17 protein-coding genes are annotated in these 16,427 nt (G+C 38.5%); 8 read left to right on the top strand and 9 right to left on the bottom strand.

All coding sequences use genetic code 11. The features are described from left to right. Positions 1-10: 10 nt before the first annotated feature. Complete coding sequence (locus C7Y47_RS15665) at positions 11-715, bottom strand: CBS domain-containing protein (RefSeq protein WP_142509625.1); 705 nt, start codon at positions 713-715, stop codon at positions 11-13. 321 nt (positions 716-1,036) lie between these two features. Here C7Y47_RS15665 and C7Y47_RS15670 point away from each other — a divergent pair, with 321 nt between their 5' ends. Beyond that, positions 1,037-1,513 (top strand): GAP family protein, encoded by a 477-nt coding sequence (locus C7Y47_RS15670; protein WP_142509651.1) that lies wholly within the window; start codon positions 1,037-1,039, stop codon positions 1,511-1,513. A 109-nt stretch (positions 1,514-1,622) separates the two neighbouring features. Here C7Y47_RS15670 and C7Y47_RS15675 read toward each other — a convergent pair whose 3' ends face one another. From C7Y47_RS15675 to C7Y47_RS15700, 6 genes are all read right to left on the bottom strand, one after another. Beyond that, complete coding sequence (locus tag C7Y47_RS15675; RefSeq protein WP_142509626.1) at positions 1,623-2,405, bottom strand: ABC transporter permease; 783 nt, start codon at positions 2,403-2,405, stop codon at positions 1,623-1,625. Continuing rightward, entirely contained in the window at positions 2,402-3,295 is an 894-nt protein-coding gene (locus C7Y47_RS15680; protein ID WP_142509627.1) for an ABC transporter ATP-binding protein, read from the bottom strand. Before C7Y47_RS15680 ends, C7Y47_RS15675 begins: the two co-directional genes overlap by 4 nt. Beyond that, positions 3,292-3,495: a PLD nuclease N-terminal domain-containing protein gene (locus C7Y47_RS15685; RefSeq protein ID WP_142509628.1), complete on the bottom strand. Its 204-nt coding sequence runs from the start codon at positions 3,493-3,495 to the stop codon at positions 3,292-3,294. The genes C7Y47_RS15680 and C7Y47_RS15685 overlap by 4 nt, the downstream gene beginning before the upstream one ends. Before the next feature lie 249 nt (positions 3,496-3,744). Continuing rightward, positions 3,745-5,430, bottom strand: a complete 1,686-nt coding sequence (locus tag C7Y47_RS15690) for a hypothetical protein (protein ID WP_142509629.1) — start codon at positions 5,428-5,430, stop codon at positions 3,745-3,747. 207 nt (positions 5,431-5,637) lie between these two features. Beyond that, positions 5,638-6,066 (bottom strand): protein-tyrosine phosphatase family protein, encoded by a 429-nt coding sequence (locus C7Y47_RS15695; protein ID WP_142509630.1) that lies wholly within the window; start codon positions 6,064-6,066, stop codon positions 5,638-5,640. 20 nt (positions 6,067-6,086) lie between these two features. Further along, on the bottom strand, positions 6,087-7,034 hold the full coding sequence (locus C7Y47_RS15700; RefSeq protein ID WP_142509631.1) for a carbohydrate kinase family protein: 948 nt from the start codon (positions 7,032-7,034) through the stop codon (positions 6,087-6,089). A 371-nt stretch (positions 7,035-7,405) separates the two neighbouring features. Here C7Y47_RS15700 and C7Y47_RS15705 point away from each other — a divergent pair, with 371 nt between their 5' ends. Beyond that, a complete protein-coding gene (locus C7Y47_RS15705) occupies positions 7,406-7,969 on the top strand; it encodes a GNAT family N-acetyltransferase (protein ID WP_142509632.1) in 564 nt (187 codons plus the stop codon). Between the two features lie 18 nt (positions 7,970-7,987). After that, on the top strand, positions 7,988-8,905 hold the full coding sequence (locus C7Y47_RS15710; RefSeq protein ID WP_142509633.1) for an EamA family transporter: 918 nt from the start codon (positions 7,988-7,990) through the stop codon (positions 8,903-8,905). 73 nt (positions 8,906-8,978) lie between these two features. On the opposite strand, the gene C7Y47_RS15715 is transcribed toward C7Y47_RS15710, so the two are convergent. After that, positions 8,979-9,203, bottom strand: coding sequence for an S-layer homology domain-containing protein (locus C7Y47_RS15715; RefSeq protein ID WP_142509634.1), 225 nt, complete (start codon positions 9,201-9,203; stop codon positions 8,979-8,981). A gap of 260 nt (positions 9,204-9,463) precedes the next feature. On the opposite strand from C7Y47_RS15715, the gene C7Y47_RS15720 reads away from it, so the two are divergent. From C7Y47_RS15720 to C7Y47_RS15740, 5 genes are all read left to right on the top strand, one after another. Next, on the top strand, positions 9,464-10,555 hold the full coding sequence (locus C7Y47_RS15720) for an extracellular solute-binding protein (RefSeq protein WP_142509635.1): 1,092 nt from the start codon (positions 9,464-9,466) through the stop codon (positions 10,553-10,555). A gap of 123 nt (positions 10,556-10,678) precedes the next feature. Further along, positions 10,679-11,749 (top strand): ABC transporter ATP-binding protein, encoded by a 1,071-nt coding sequence (locus C7Y47_RS15725; protein WP_142509636.1) that lies wholly within the window; start codon positions 10,679-10,681, stop codon positions 11,747-11,749. Between the two features lie 12 nt (positions 11,750-11,761). Then, a complete protein-coding gene (locus tag C7Y47_RS15730) occupies positions 11,762-13,483 on the top strand; it encodes an ABC transporter permease (RefSeq protein WP_142509637.1) in 1,722 nt (573 codons plus the stop codon). Positions 13,484-13,510: 27 nt separating this feature from the next. Continuing rightward, positions 13,511-15,025: an argininosuccinate lyase gene (argH, locus tag C7Y47_RS15735; RefSeq protein ID WP_142509638.1), complete on the top strand. Its 1,515-nt coding sequence runs from the start codon at positions 13,511-13,513 to the stop codon at positions 15,023-15,025. Then, complete coding sequence (locus tag C7Y47_RS15740; RefSeq protein WP_142509639.1) at positions 15,022-15,969, top strand: N-acetylglucosamine kinase; 948 nt, start codon at positions 15,022-15,024, stop codon at positions 15,967-15,969. Before argH ends, C7Y47_RS15740 begins: the two co-directional genes overlap by 4 nt. A gap of 71 nt (positions 15,970-16,040) precedes the next feature. Here C7Y47_RS15740 and C7Y47_RS15745 read toward each other — a convergent pair whose 3' ends face one another. Beyond that, entirely contained in the window at positions 16,041-16,388 is a 348-nt protein-coding gene (locus C7Y47_RS15745; RefSeq protein WP_142509640.1) for a hypothetical protein, read from the bottom strand. Positions 16,389-16,427: the final 39 nt, after the last annotated feature.

The following is a 16,427-nucleotide window of genomic DNA, read 5'->3' on the forward strand; positions in this document are numbered from 1 at the left end:
CTCGTCTTGCTTAATCTATTTTTACGATATCTAATGGTGTAACAATGCCGATTAATTTTTGATGTGGTTTGCCATGCTCCGTTATTAATAAAGCTTCAAAGCGACGTCCCCGTTCCACACCTTGTTTAAAAATATCTTCGGCCTCGTAAATGGTTATGTATCTACTCACAAATTTATAATTCACCCTATTTTTTTCATGCATCAAAATATCATGTAAAGACGGAATCTTCTTAGGTATTTGATCGCCTCCCATCATCGTAGCTAGCCAATTTGTAATTCCTACTGTCGTCACAAGCCCTTTAAATTGATCTTTATGATATACGGGAAACTGTGTAAATTTACGATGATGTATAACTTTTAAGACATGTTTTAATGAATCTCTTTCCTGAAAAACTAATACCTTTTTATGAAACATTTGGCCAACAAGTGTTGGCTTAGCAAGTGTTGCATCTATATATTCAATTCTTTCCACAACATCTATATGTGGTTCAGCGATGACATACTCTAATGATGTGCGATGATGAACAATTGCATTTCGTAGATCTGCATACGAGCGTAAATCGTCTTCGTATTTACGAACTAGTACTTCCTTCTTCTTCGCTTGATCGATAAGACGATAAAAGGGCATAAAATCCTTTGCGCCAACAATATCTCTTAACCTATGATCTATCCGATTAAACGCTGTAAGAAAGCGATCGGAATTTTCTGTAGCCAATTTTTCCACATCCTCCTACTTATATTTTCATATTTTCCGAGTTATTTGACAAATTCTGTTTCATAGCTCCATTATATTCCTAAGTTATGGATATTCCAAGATAGTGATTACATCAAATGTATTTTATTTAAGCTACTTTTTGGCAGTGTCTAAACACCCGCTAAAAGAAGATAAAGTTGAAGGAATTGAGAAGAAATTATAATGCAGATCAAATTCAGTGCAACGCATTATTAAACGAATGATGGAAAAAGTAGAGGAAGAATACAAAGGTGATGATTCCTTTTTTAGAAATATGCAGGAAATAAAGACGGCATTTTTTTGATGCTTGGCTTAGATGTTATTTTTGATCCAATTGCAAATGCATTAAATAATCACTCTGCTAGATTAGTAATGACAATTGTGAGGGCGATATTATTTGTCGGAAGTTTGTTAGTACCAAAGAAAAAAACATCGGGATCTCTTAAGCCGAAATCGTTTAGTATAGGAGCAATGATTGCTTTAGGATTTACGACTTCTCTTTTAGAAGTGGCAACAGCTTTACCCTATTTCGCAGCAATAGGTATTTTAACGAGCAATCATTTAGCCTTTTACGAATGGTTGCCCATCATAGCCGGATATAACCTAATAATGATCACGCAAGCCTACCTATTACTCGGCTTACACATACTGTTCAAACGCTTTATGAATAAGCCGTTAAGAAAAATACAAGCGCTTTTTGATAAAAGCACAAGTTCTACTCTTTCATGGGTAATGTTTTTCGTCGTTCTTATTTTGCTGATGAATGGTCGTAAGATTTAAAAAATAATATAGTAAAAATCCGCTATAGTTTTTCATCGATAGCGCCGCTGGTTTTAGTGCTCGTGCCCTATCTTAAAAGTTTACGCGGATTTTCACCTCAATACTTCCTTTAAATTTTCGTCATCGATGCGTTTTTCTTCATTGTCAAAATTCCTATACTCATACAGATTATGGTGATAACTAATGTAATAGATAGGCTCCACCAATAATCCGACATCTCCATCGTGCCCCTCATTAATTGAACACCATATACCGGTAATTTCCAAGGTGATATTGTCCAAAATGCCCCAACTAAAGCATCCAATATTTGCCCAATAAATATGACAGCAAATGCACATGCTGTTGCAACCACTGTTTTAAAAGTTGCACTCATCATTAATGTCAAAGCTATCACAAAGAGCAACCAAGAAAAATACGTAAAAAGGCTTGCCATAAGTGTCCCTATCTCAAATGTCCCATAAAGTACAACCGTATAGTATACGCTCGCGGTAAAACCAGCTAAAATACTAACAAGGCCAACAGTACTCATGACGATAAATTTACTCATAAAATAAGCGCCGAACGATATTGGACGGACATACAATAAAGTAGCCATTCCACTTGCTCTTTCTTTACTTATGGCTCCTACGAAAGTAGCCATTAATACGAGTAAACCTATCGTTTGAAACTGTCCAATGGAAGCTTGTAATAGGTCCACTGGCATTAATTCTGGCATCACCATTTCAAAGCCTTCTGGTACGTTACCAACAGCATTTAAAATATCCATCATATAATAGTTCGTCAGTGGATCGCTCATCCCGAGCAAAGCAAATACAAGAGGTATCCATAAGAACTTCCAGCTTCGCCACGCTTCTCTGAATTCCTTTTGAAGAAGTACAGTAAATCCTCTCATATCTTTCTCGCCACCTTCATGAAAATCTCTTCAAGCGATGCTGTTTGACGCTCCACTTTTCGTATTTTATAAGGACAACTACTCAAATGTTGAAGCAGCCCCTGCATACTTGGTTGTTCATCAATAATTTCTATATATACATGACTGCCCTTAGCTTTTCCTATAAGTTCAGATTGACTGGCAAAAAGTTGTGCTTCTTTTTCGGTGCTAAATTCTACAACATAATTTGATTCTTCGAAACGTTGTCGAACTTCACGTAATGTCCCCTGCTCTACTAGCTTGCCATCACGTAGAAACAGTAATTGATCTGTCATCTCTTCAGCATCATTTAAAATATGTGTCGAATATAAAATCGTTGTTTCTTGCTGCAAGCCCTTCAATAAATCAAGAACTTCCCTACGACCTACTGGATCCAATGCAGACACAGGTTCATCTAATAACAGTAATTTAGGCTTATGAACAATTGCCTGGGAAATGCCAAGCCGTTGCTTCATGCCACCAGAAAACGTGGAAATTTTCTTATTTAAATCATTACCAAGACCTACAAACTCAAGTGTTTTTTGGGCTTCTGCTTGTGCTTTTTTTGCGGGCACACCATTTAGCTTTGCTGCCATTTCAGTAAACTCTAACGCACTTAACCAAGGATGGAATTGCGGATATTGTGGCAAGAAACCAATATTAGCTCTTAAATCACCATCTAGCATTTTTACACTTCCGGAGGTTGGTTTTAATAAACCTGTTAGCATCGATAATGTCGTTGTTTTGCCAGCGCCATTAGGCCCAATTAAAGCTGTCGATGTATTTTTTTCTAAAGAGAACTCAACCCCATCCACAACTACTTTTTCTGCAAATTGCTTTGTAAGTCCTGTTACCTGAAGTAATATCGTCATGATTGTTTTCTCCCAACTATAAAGTACGCAATCGATCCAATAATATTTGTAAAAATAATAAGAAACGCCCATAAAACTTTAGGCCCATTTGTTGCATGGACTTTGCGTAAATCAACTAAAGCTACAATCATTAAAATAAATTGAACTACTATTAGTGGTGCTATGACTGCCCACGGAACTTTCGCTAATTCCTCCATCATATAGATTCACCTCACCTTTGTTATATTATCACTATAACAAAATCCGTTCTAAAGTGTATAGCACAAATTTATGTATCTGCTGTTAAAAATAATCCGGCTAAGCACTTTCTCGGGGTGTCCAATGAGTCGCATCGCTTGTGCTACAAGATCTCATCCGTGACGCTAATCCCCAAGGAGTCACTTAGCCTTCACTCTGATCAATTTAACAAATATCATCTATATGTTTCTTCCACCTAAATCGGGTATGCATTAATTTGAAGCAAAACCGTTAGAACCATCGACTGCTAACGCCATAGCTAAAGCGTAGAATGTGCGACGTGCTCCAGCGCAGTTTGGAGATTCTTTATCAGTAGTAGTTAGGTCTGTAGCCGAGCTAACAGTCCCATCTGTATTTGAAGCATCGGCTAATATATCTAAGCGAGCTAAATCCCAAAGACCTGAACGATCGTGTGATGGGAAGGCATTTTGACCATGCAATGCTCGACCAACTTCAAGTTGGAGTTTAATTGCTTCCCCGATTTTATTATTAATACTTGTAAATCCTTGACCTGCGAATCCTGGATAAACATTGAACAATCCGACCATGGCTTGATTGATCCCCTCCCCCTTATTAGGTATTTGCCATGGATTTTTAATCAACTCGGATGAACCTAACATTGCGTTTTCTGGAATGTACATACCCCAATATTTAGCTTGGCTAAACGAATTATCCATTAAAGTATTTTTGATAATTGAATAGTTTGTAAATATATCTTGGTAAGTATTAATCATCTGAACTACCATAATTCCAGAATCTGAATCAGAATTTGGAACAAGATTGTACCATGATGAAACTGTTGGATTTTCAATCAAGCTTGCAAAGATTTGTAAGAATGTTATTGCAAATGTATTATATGCCGGAGAATCAAATCGAGATCGCAGCATATTATTCGTTAAGTTTACTTCGGAATATCCATGAACCGGAAGAACTCTTTTAGCAGTTAATGCATCGTTAAATGGCTCTTGTTGGAAACACCCTTTAGCATCATTAGCAACTAACGTATTAGAACCCCAATGAGTATAGCTAAGAACATCTCTGATTGCATTTTTCAAGTTATATGCAGGATTTAATGAAGCTCCAGTTTTATTCACTTTTACATCATAAACATGTGCCGCCATCCATAATGCAATTGTATTTAGCGATTCGTTAAGAATAAATCGCTCGTTTTTAGTGTTGAAATAGGAATGGTGATCTATATAATCTCTATCACTTGTTCCTGGTTGAATACCAGCAAAAGAAACTTGTCCTGAGCTATCAAGAACTGTTGGCATCTCTAAGTATTTTTTTTGAGGATCTGTGGATAAATCTGCGGTAGTTATCCAGTATCCTATTTGACCCGAATATGGTCCAGTAGCAAAACGGTACGCTTTTTCTGAGTCATTATATGTCCAAGCAGACGGAGTCCGATGATACATTAACGCATAGTTTTCTTTATAACTTAATACTTCATTAGCAAAATAGTCTCGGTATCGATCTAACAACTCATCTACATTAGAAAGTGATACATCGCTTTGAGATTCATCCAACTTCTTAAGCATCGCTACACCAAGATAAATAAAGCCTGCTAATGGATTGATTGACGGGAAATTATATGTTCTTTTTAAAAGTTTAGGAATAACAGCATTAACCACTTCTTTGTAAACGGCATCACGCTCTCCGACCAATGCCTTTTGTTGAGCGAACTGTGCACAGAACATCATTAATTGCCCAACACCTTGTTGATATGTGGAAGCATCACTTGTACCATTTAATAAATGATTCTGGAAAAATTTCCGCACTCGTGGATATCGACCTTTATCCTTCTTATAAGGATGGTTTACAGATACCTGCTCGTTAGACAATAGAAAAGCTTCAGTAAAGGCTTGAGCCTCTTGTAAGGGTGTAAATGTAGTCAATCGATTCACTCCTAAATTTGTATTTTTAACTTACAAACATAAAAGTGAATTATATTTTCAAAAATAAACCAATTTATTAATTTTGATTTTTTGATCGCCATAGTATGGGGTTATACATCCACCCCCGCAAAGAGCAAAAATGTATAATTCACTAACTAAAAAAGAAGATGTACCAAAGTTGAAAAAACTATTGGTACATCTTCTCTTTTATTTGTATAGCTTCTGCAAAGCATCTGCCATTTTTGGACGAATTGTTACTTGTGGACGGGCTTTCTTTACCGCCCCTTCCGCTTCCTCTAGAGAATTGGCCATGCCAAGCTCCATTAATACAGCAGTGGCAGCCACTCCTGCGCGACCTCCCCCGCTTCCGCAATGGAAGTACACTTTTTGTCCATTCTCATAGGCAGAAACAATTTCTTTCGCAACTTTTTCAATTGATGGTGCAACTATGTCCTCATCTGCAATTGGCATATGCTTGTACGCATATGAAGCCGCTTCTTGCTCCTCTTTAGATAAGCCATTTACTCGAACATCAATCACGATATCAACCGTTTCTTGTTCAAAAGCTAAATCTGCATCTTTCGCACCGCCAAAGAATAATCGATCCTTCACTAATACATCGTAATTTTTCTCCATTGTATGCACGCTCCAAACGACTATTTAAGTAAATGTTTAATATCATCATAAAATGGAAGAGCTGTTAATGCCCCTGCTTTAGTGGCTGCTAAAGCACCCAGCTTATTGCCAAAGCTTACACAACGAACAAGTTCCTCTTCCGTTGTAGGTAAACCATTGTAATGAACATCGCGTAATACACCGGCCATAAATGCATCTCCAGCACCTGTAGTATCTACTGGCACAACCTTTTCTGTCGGTACATGGATAACCTCACCATTTAATACCGCATATGTGCCATTTTCCCCTACTGTTACTAAAATAATGGGCACTAAATAACTGTTTAATTGCTCAATGCCCTCTTCCAAGCTAGTTGTTTCTGTTAGGAAAAATAATTCTTCATCAGTAACCTTTAAAATATCTACGTGCTCAAAAAATGACGTGATCGTTTCACGGCAAATCTGCTCACTGCTCCAGCGTAGAGGGCGAATATTCGCGTCCATTGCGATAATTGCCCCTTTTTCCTTTGCCAACTCTACAGCAGCACGTGTAGTATCAAGGGCTGTAGGATGGAACATTGTACCTGAGCACACAGTTAAAGCAGATGCATGTTTAAAAGCTGCTTCATTTAATTGGGTTGCTTCTACTTGTAAATCTGGCGTCTCATCGACATAATCCTTAAAAATTCGCTCACATGCTTCCGTTAAATGTACATAAACACCGCTAACACGCTTCACAGGGTTAAATACCGCATAATCCAGGCTTACCCCTTCTTGTGCAAGGCCATCTCGAACAAACTGAGATCCTTCGTCATCTCCTGTGATCGTAATTAATGCAGATGGAGCACCGATACGGCTAATTCCCGCAGCAACATTTACCGTTGCACCACCCATATATTTAGTAAAAGATGTATTTGTTACATCATCAGCGATATAGTCAATAAAAGCATCTCCATAAACTAAAATATAATCCTTATCTTCCTTTGTCATTGTTGTCCTCCCGAAACTCTAGTCATTATAGATTAACACGAAATCAGATATCGTATAAAGTTTTAAACTTTCGGAATAATAATCAATTATGCCTTGGCATAATTGCGTCTGGAATCGGCTTTGTGCTTAGGCCTGCACGATGCAGGTCAGTTAGCCATTATCGCATGGATGCGATGGTTTTAGGCTAACATCCCCTAAGAACTTCTTTCCGATTCCGTGACATCCGCCGGAGGCTTTAACTTCTTTCGGCGGGTATTTGGCACCCGCCGAAAGAAGTTAATGATGCCATCAGAATATCACCATTTACTCAAAAACTTGAGTCATCCTCTATCTTTGTTATACTTGCCTATAGAAAGGTAGGGATTTTGACAATGAGTATTACAATTCGACAAGCGCAACCACAGGATGCCCATGCCGTTGTACCATTAATTATTGATGCGATTGGTGATATTGCCAACCGTTTAACAGGTGAACAAACAGCGAAAGCCGTTGAACAAGAACTTACTGTACTATTCAAACGTGAGGACAATCGACATTCCTATTTAAATACTTTTGTTGCTGTTGAAAATGGGCAAGTATTAGGAACTCTTGTTTACTATAATGGTGTCGAAGCCATTCATATGGATGCAAATCTCGTAAAATGGCTTGAAGAGAAAAATGCGCCTTCTATCATCATCGATAAAGAGGCTCATGAAGATGAATATTATATTGATACTATTTGTGTAGCACCAGAAGCTCGTGGTAAAGGAATAGGAACATTATTACTGCAATTCGCCATAGAGGAAACACAAAAACGAGGCTATACAAAATTATCATTAAATGTTGAAACGGAAAAAGAGGACGCTCGTCGCCTTTATGAACGCATGGGCTTTGTCACTACAGAGCCATGGTCCATAATTGATGAACCATTTCATCATATGGTAAAGCAATTTTAGGAAGTGAAACAAAAAAACATGAAGAAAAATTTATTATATCCTCTTTTAATTGTCATTGCTTCTAGTAGCTACGGTGTACTATCGACAATTGTCAAAGTAGCTATGCAGCATGGCTTTACAACAGGAGAGGCAGTATCAAGTCAATATATTATTGGCTTTATGCTTGTTGCGACAATTTTTATAGTGACACAAAGACAATTACCGAAGCTCTCTAAAAAGGGACTGCTTATTTTGGTGTGCGCCGGGATATTTACCGGAACTACAGGAATTATATACGGCGAATCATTAAAGTATCTACCAGCTTCTCTTGCAGTAGTAATGCTCTTCCAATTCACGTGGATCGGCTTATTAATAGATTGCGCCCTTCATAAACGCTTACCAAGTCGGACTGAAGTGATTTCCATCATTGTATTATTTGCTGGAACGATTTTAGCCGCTGGCGTACTAAATGTAGATTTAAGCGATATTCCTATTCAAGGCTGGCTACTAGGTTTTGCTGCTGCCTTTACTTTTGCTTGCTTTATTCAATTTAACTCTCGTCATGTGGAGGGTATTACAACGACATCACGCGTGCTGATTGTTTCTTTTGTCGCCCTTATCATTATTGGAATTTTCCTAAACCCTGAGGTTCTTTGGAACGGCAAATTATTCGCCGGAGGGTTATGGAAATTTGGACTAGCACTGGGGCTCTTCGGTATTATTTTGCCAATTTATTTATTCTCTATAGCTGTTCCGAAAGTGGGAGGAGCTCTTGCCTCTATTTTAAGTGCTATGGAGTTGCCCGTTGCCGTAACCGTTTCAGTTATTGTTCTCCATGAGCCATTAACTTCTTTACAAATAGCGGGTATTATTTTAGTTATTTTAGGTATGATGCTACCGACAATACTTTCGCAGCGACGACAAAAGGGAAAATCTTTAGAGCCTGTCAGTAAGTAAATACTTTAATCTAAATTAGAAAGGGAGATGGATCATTTTTTTGATACATCTCCCTTAATTTAAGTATGAACTTTTATAAACCAAGCGCTCGATACATGAACGCTGTAAATTGTACACGTGTTACGTTTTCATTTGGTCTAAAATTGCCGTTTTCATCACCTAGTGCAATGTTATGGTCCGCTAGTGCGGCAATATTTTCACTCGTCCAGTATGATGGATCGATACGCTTTAGAAAATTTTCCCATTCTCTCCTTGATAGAGAGCGGATCACAACCGAACCCTGTTTGCCTAGAATCATGATTTAGAGATCCCTTTCAAAATCACCAAAATCAATATTTGTTCACTTACATATTCGCTATTCTATCCTCAAAACTCTTATACTTTAAACCTCCGCTACTTTAAAGCGTTTCCAACTTTAGTGAAGCACCATCGCTATCTAATATTTACTTAGCTACGATGAATATAATTATAATTTTTTAATTTTTCTAACATTAACGCTAAGTTTTAGGATTATACTAATAGTATGTAAGTTTTTCACTATTAGGGAGGGGGAAGATTATGCAGAAAACACGAATTTTCGGTTTTTTACTTGTGCTGATGCTTCTTGTCTTAGCTGCTTGTAGTAGTGACAAGGCTGCTACAAAAGATAGCGACAAAACGTCCAGTTCTGAAAAGACCGATGTAGCAGCTAAGCCATCTGGAAAGCTCGTTATTTATACAGGGCGCGATGAAGAAATGGTGCAAAAAGTAATCGATCAGTTTAATGAAAAGTACCCGGACATTGAAGTGGAATTTTTAACGATGGGCGCACAGCAAATTTTAGAACGCCTACGTGGTGAAAAAGCAAATCCTCAGGCTGATTTTTGGTGGGGCGGTACGCAATCTGCACTAACTGTCGGTGCCAATGAAGGTTTACTTCAAGCTTGGAAGCCTAGTTTTAACGACTCGATTGATGCAGCTTATAAAGATGCGGATGGTCGTTGGTTTGGTGAAATGTTACTGCCAGAAGTCATTATGATTAACAGTGATGTGTTAAAGAAAGATACAGGTCCACAAGATTGGGATGAATTATTAGATCCAAAGTGGAAAGATAAAATTTTAATTCGTGGTGTGTTAGCATCTGGGACGATGCGTACTATTTATTCATCTATGATTTTACGTCAAGGTGCAGATACACCTGAGAAAGGCTATGATTGGTTATTAAAATTAGATGCCAACACGAAGGAATATACACAAGATCCGAATGCACTTTATTTAAAGATGACAAGACAAGAAGGCAGTGTTTCTTTATGGAATTTGCAAGATATTTTATTAAAGAAATATACGACTGATTATCCGTTTGATTATATTTATCCGAAAAGTGGTGCACCGATTTTAGTTGATGGTGTTGCTGTTGTCAACAATGCTAAAAACTTAGAGAATGCAAAGCTCTTCGTAGAGTTCTTATTTGAAAAGGGAATGGTGACTCAACTAGCAAACGATTACTATCAAATTCCTACTCGCTCAGATATCGATAAAGCTTCAATGCCTGAGTGGTATAAAGAATTAGACTTAAAAACTTTTGATATAGACTGGAAATTCATGTCTGATAAAGAAGCAGAATGGATGGAGTATTGGGATAACAATATTAAAGGACGCGGAAAAAAGTGACCGATTATTAAAGATTTTTGACTCAAAAACACCTACAAATATTGTTCATATTTTTAAGCCTCGAGTATATTTTTGCTCGAGGCTTCATGTAACTAATTTTCTAACGAGAAAGGAGCATTTCAGTTGAAAAGTGTCAAAATAAAAAATGTCTCTAAGAAATTCGGTCACATTCATGGCGTAAAAGATTTAGATCTTCATATTAAAGCTGGTGAATTTTTCACCTTCCTCGGCCCAAGTGGTTGCGGGAAAACGACTACACTAAGAATGATAGCCGGCTTTTATTACCCAACAGAAGGGAAAATTCTTTTTGATGATTTTGATGTGACAAGGCTTCAACCTAATAAACGGAATATCGGTATGGTGTTTCAAAATTATGCCCTCTTTCCACATATGACGGTAGATGAAAATATCGCCTTTGGATTACAAGTACGAAAATTTTCGAAGTCGGAAATCAAACAAAAGGTCGACCGTATTAGAGGGCTTGTTCATTTATCGCAATATGGGAATCGGAAAATTAATGAATTATCTGGTGGTCAGCAGCAACGGGTCGCATTGGCAAGAGCACTTGTGATAGAGCCTGATATTTTATTGTTAGACGAGCCATTGTCGAATTTAGATGCTAAATTACGCGAAGAAACGCGCGTAGAAATAAAACGTATTCAATCCGAGCTTGGTGTTACAACCATCTATGTTACGCATGATCAAATGGAAGCTATGTCCATGTCAGATCGGATCATGGTCATGGAAAATGGGAACGTCAGACAAATCGGTACTCCGCTAGAAATTTATAATCGACCTTCTAACCGCTTCGTCGCAGATTTTATTGGTGAGACAAACTTAATTGAGGCGACAATTGATGCTGTTAATGGTGACGATATACAAGTAAAAACGGCAAGTGGACTTGTTTTGACTGGGCGAAAGCAACAAAGCTCCCCCACTTTCACGCATATGATTGGAGACAAAGTATTTATTTCTATTCGCCCTGAATCCATTAATCAAGGTACTGGTGAAAACACATTAACAGGTAAAATCACTTTTGTTGAATTTACAGGAATAAGTGTGAACTACATTGTAGAATGCCTAGATTTTTCACTAAAAGTAATGATTATCAATATGAACGGTCAACTTAAAAAAATTGGTGAAGACATCACCTTAAATATAGCCCAAGATTCACTGTATTTTTTGGGAGAATAGGAGGGTAACAACATGGAAAAAACACACCTCAATCCTTCTGAAGGAAATGCATGGACACGACTAACTAGCTCAAATTGGTTTGTCTATATTTTAGTTGCACCTTTATTTTTAGTGTTGTTTGCCTATGTAGTATACCCATTCTATCAAACTTTTACAGAAAGCTTTTCTGGTGATGATGTACTATCTAATTATAAAAATTTTTTTAATATAGCTAGCCCAGCAAATATAGAAGCATTATGGACTAGTATTTATATATCCGTTATCAGTGTTATTTGCTGTGCAATCGTCGGTGTAACTATGGCATTTTTACTGGAACGCTATGATTTCCCAGGCAGACGGATACTCTCTGTTTTAGTATTGATACCCATGGCTCTTCCGCCGCTAGTAGGTGTGCTGTCCTTTACATTTTTGTATGGAGAGAGTGGGATTTTCCCACGTGCGTTTCAGCACCTATTCGGTTTAGAGCAAGTTCCATTTTCATTAAAAGGCATATGGGGGGTTATCGTAGTACATACATTCACTATGTACACTTACTTCTACTTAACTGCCTCAGCAGCTATAAAAGGTCTTGATCCAGCTTTAGAAGAAGCCGCAACTAGCTTAGGTGCCGGGCGTGTTCGAGTATGGACAAAGGTTATTCTGCCCATGTTAACACCCTCGATTGTTGCCTCATCCCTACTCGTATTTATGATTTCTATGGCATCCTACACTGCACCTTTAATGTTCGGTGTTGAACGCACAATGACTATGCAAATCTATTTATCACGTACGAATGGGAATTTAAATATGGCAGCGACACAATCTATGATTTTATCCTTTGTTTCCATTACCTTTTTAATTATTATGCGCTGGTATCAAAACCGCCGAAATTACCAAAATCTTAGCAAAGGTATTAGTGTTCATCGATCTGAAGTGTCTTCAAGAGGCATGAATGTTATGGCGACTATTGCTTCTTTCATAGGTACATTAATTTTAATTTTGCCGATTTTAGTGCTTATTTTAATTTCATTTTCCGTTGATGGTGCATGGAAAACGCAAATTCTCCCAACAGACTATACATTGGATCATTATTATGCTCTTTTTACAGATGAACGGACGTGGCGACCGATTTGGAATTCTGTTCGAATGGGGATTGTTGCCACGCTCGGCAATATCATTTTCGGTGTTGCTGCAGCCTATGCTATGGTACGGTTAAATTTTAAAGGTAAAACATTACTCGATATTTTAATCATGGTTCCTTGGGCATTGCCGGGTACGGTTGTAGCTGTCAATCTGATTGCAGCCTTTAGTACGGAAAATATATTCTCTTTTAATCAGGTTCTTATCGGGACATTTTGGATTTTGCCGTTAGCTTATTTTATTAGACATTTACCTCTTGTTTTCCGATCGACATCTGCATCACTTGTGCAATTAGATCAATCTATCGAAGAAGCATCACGAAGTTTAGGTGCAACATGGTGGTATTCATTTAGACGTATTGTACTACCACTTACATTTACGGGCATTTTGGCGGGTACATTACTAGCACTTGTTCAAAGCTTTGGCGAATTCGTAGCGTCTATTCTTCTTTACAGTACGTCCACGATCCCATTATCAGTGGCGATATTTCAAAAATTGTATTCTTTTAAATTTGGAACTGCTTGTGCATACGGTGTCTTACAAATTTGTTTAATTTTAATTGTACTTATTATTTCCGAGAAGTTATCTAAAGGCAGTGCTGGTTCGGCCATATAACTGCTAATCTACTAGGAGGCAATAACTATGTTTGAAGATTTCCGCAACAAGACCCAGCGAGAAGATGGGATGATCTTTCCTTCTAATATTTATCGTAAAATTGTCTTGCAACCAGCTTACGATGAAGCCAAGAAAAATTTTTTAACAATTATGTTGCAAATCAATATTGCACACTTAAAAATGTTAGAAGAACAGGGTCTAGTTAAACAAGAAGAAGCTAAAGAAATTGGTACTGCTTTAAAAAAACTAGACTTGAACTATTATCGTATAGAGGATTACAGCCCGCGATATGAGGATTTGTTTTTCCGCATCGAAAATAAATTAATAGAGCTTGCTGGTGATGTTGCAGGGAATCTTCACATTGGTAGAAGTCGTAATGATATGGGCATTGCCATCTATCGCATGACTTTAAGAAAAAAATTGTTATTGCTTATGCAAGAATTACTGACATTACGAGATGATTTAATCGCAGCTGCTGAGGAGCACGTTGATACGATTATGATTGGCTATACACATACGCAGCAGGCACAGCCAACAACCTTTGCGCATTATTTGAAAGCTGTCATCGATCAACTTGAACGAGATTTTGAACGTTTACAGCATGTCTATAAAACGGTGAATCGCAGTAGTATGGGGGCTGCGGCATTAACGACAACAGGCTTCAATATTAGTCGAGAGCGCATGCGTGAGTTATTGGCATTCGACGATATTATCGAAAATGCGTGGGATGCTGTTGCAGGAGCAGATTATATTGCGGAGGCAGCGAGTATCGTGCAACTTGCGGCACTTAATCTTGGCCGCACATCCCAAGATTTCTTACTTTGGGCTACACAGGAATTCAATGCATTTACGCTAGCAAGCCCGTACGTGCAAGTGAGCTCTATCATGCCACAAAAGCGCAATCCTGTTTCGATAGAGCATACGCGTTCATTGCTATCAGCGGTTGTTGGTGATGCTAGTACAGTATTACAAATGGTACATAATACACCTTTTGGAGATATCGTAGACACAGAGGATGATATGCAACCTTATTTATGGCGCGCCATCGACCGTTTAATAGGTATTTACAAACTATTTGGTTCACTTGTTGTCACGATGGATGTAAACAAGAAAAAACTAAGAAATCGAGCAGAAAATAGCTTTGCCAATGTGACAGAGCTCGCAGATACGTTTGTGCGCTCTGAAGGGATTTCCTTCCGCCAAGCACATAGTATTGTTAGTAAATGTATTAAAGTATTGCTCTCTCATGGGGAGGAATCTCTAGCAAGTCTTACATGGGGTCTTGCCAATACACAATCTAAATTAATTACTGGTAAGCCATTAAAAATTTCTGAGGAAGATTTTTATAGCACATTAAAACCAGAAACTTTCGTTGGTGTACGTACATTACTTGGTGGTCCAGCGCCCGCAACGATGAAAGAATCTCTGGAACGCTCCAAGGCAAATTCTCATAACCTTAAAGAATGGGTTAGTTTGAAAGAGTCTAAGATTGTTGAGGCAGAAAAACAATTAACAGTAATTTTCGAGGAATGGAATCAATGATGGAATGGCTACTTATTATTGACGGTGGTGCTACAAAAACGGCATGTGCGCTCGTACATGCCGAGTCTGGTGAAATAAAATATACAACATCAACCAGTGGCTCGAATTATCAAGCGATCGGTGCTACAGCTGCTACAGAAATATTGCAAGCATTGTTAGCAAATGTGCAAGGTTTTTTACAACAGCAAGATGACTCAAATATTGCTGTTGCTACCTTTGCAATGGCTGGGATTGATTCTCCCAAAGATCATGAAACCGTATCAGCAATCGTTCATAGTGCACTATCTACATTACGGTTAAAGATAGATACGCTTATTATAGAAAATGATGCACAAGCCACTTTACTTGGTGTTACTGCTGGACAGGCAGGCGCATTACTCATTGCTGGAACAGGAGCTATTGCGTATGCATTTGATGGTACACAAATAGTACGTGCAGGTGGTTGGGGGCATCGTGCAGGAGATGAAGGCAGTGGCTATTGGTTAGGACAAGAAATTATACGCGCCATTTTTCGCATGGAAGACGGGCGTGGTGAGCCGACCATATTAAAAAGTGCTGTCTATGATTACTTACGGATCCAAGATGTTACAGAGCTAGCTTCATGGCTATTCCGTCCATCCTACACAAACGCGCAGCTTGCAAAAATGGGTGCATTTTTGGCAGGGGCCGTGACCAAAAAGGATTTATGCGCTATTCAAATATCAACGCGTGCTGCTCATGAATTAGTACTCCTTGCATGCGCTGTGGTGAAAAAAATTGACTATAAGGGCGAAGCATTCAGCCTTTATTGTAATGGTGGTGCCATAAAGCATAATCCATTAATTTTTAAAACTTTTTCATATGAAATGAAATCGATGTATCCACAAATTGAAGTTTCTTTGTGTCAGCATTCGCCAATCCATTATCTTATAGAACGATCAAAAAAGGCCTATGACAATCTGTAATGTCATAGGCTCTTCATGTTGTTGAAAACTATTATGTTCAATGAAATCAAGGTGTCTATTTAAACAAAGTACTACTCTTCTGCAAAACGAGGGGTTGATTTCCGTTCCGACTGGGCGCTTTGTTGCTGCCGCTTCGCTTTCGCACAGAAAAACATTTGTTGCTGCCGCTTCGCTTTCGCGCAGAGCAGAGCTTCCTGAGGGCGTCCGATGAGCCGCTTCACTCGCGTTGCTCGCTCCAGGGTCTCGGGCCAACAGATGTTTTTTGCGCGAAAGCGTAGTGCCAACGAAGCGGCAGCAGCATGATGTTTTTGCGCGAAAGCGTAGTGCCAACGAAGCGGCAGCAGCATGATGTTGGTCACGAAGGCGTTATCACAGGACGTGATGCTTTTAGCCTTCGCTCCTTTATTGCTAATCCCCAAGGAGTCGCCCAGTCTCCACTCCAATCAACCACTTCACAT

The sequence above is a fragment of the Lysinibacillus sphaericus genome (assembly GCF_006864135.1).
In the GTDB taxonomy this organism is placed as follows: domain Bacteria; phylum Bacillota; class Bacilli; order Bacillales_A; family Planococcaceae; genus Lysinibacillus.

Bases quoted from the DNA above. Each gene is read 5' to 3' on its own strand.
- argH (WP_142509638.1), top strand. From the start codon at position 13,511: ATGTTTGAAGATTTCCGCAACAAGACCCAGCGAGAAGATGGGATGATC.
- C7Y47_RS15695 (WP_142509630.1), bottom strand. From the start codon at position 6,066: ATGGAGAAAAATTACGATGTATTAGTGAAGGATCGATTATTCTTTGGC.
- C7Y47_RS15700 (WP_142509631.1), bottom strand. From the start codon at position 7,034: ATGACAAAGGAAGATAAGGATTATATTTTAGTTTATGGAGATGCTTTT.
- C7Y47_RS15705 (WP_142509632.1), top strand. From the start codon at position 7,406: ATGAGTATTACAATTCGACAAGCGCAACCACAGGATGCCCATGCCGTT.
- C7Y47_RS15685 (WP_142509628.1), bottom strand. From the start codon at position 3,495: ATGATGGAGGAATTAGCGAAAGTTCCGTGGGCAGTCATAGCACCACTA.
- C7Y47_RS15740 (WP_142509639.1), top strand. From the start codon at position 15,022: ATGATGGAATGGCTACTTATTATTGACGGTGGTGCTACAAAAACGGCA.
- C7Y47_RS15715 (WP_142509634.1), bottom strand. From the start codon at position 9,203: ATGATTCTAGGCAAACAGGGTTCGGTTGTGATCCGCTCTCTATCAAGG.
- C7Y47_RS15720 (WP_142509635.1), top strand. From the start codon at position 9,464: ATGCAGAAAACACGAATTTTCGGTTTTTTACTTGTGCTGATGCTTCTT.
- C7Y47_RS15710 (WP_142509633.1), top strand. From the start codon at position 7,988: ATGAAGAAAAATTTATTATATCCTCTTTTAATTGTCATTGCTTCTAGT.
- C7Y47_RS15670 (WP_142509651.1), top strand. From the start codon at position 1,037: ATGCTTGGCTTAGATGTTATTTTTGATCCAATTGCAAATGCATTAAAT.
- C7Y47_RS15730 (WP_142509637.1), top strand. From the start codon at position 11,762: ATGGAAAAAACACACCTCAATCCTTCTGAAGGAAATGCATGGACACGA.
- C7Y47_RS15680 (WP_142509627.1), bottom strand. From the start codon at position 3,295: ATGACGATATTACTTCAGGTAACAGGACTTACAAAGCAATTTGCAGAA.
- C7Y47_RS15675 (WP_142509626.1), bottom strand. From the start codon at position 2,405: ATGAGAGGATTTACTGTACTTCTTCAAAAGGAATTCAGAGAAGCGTGG.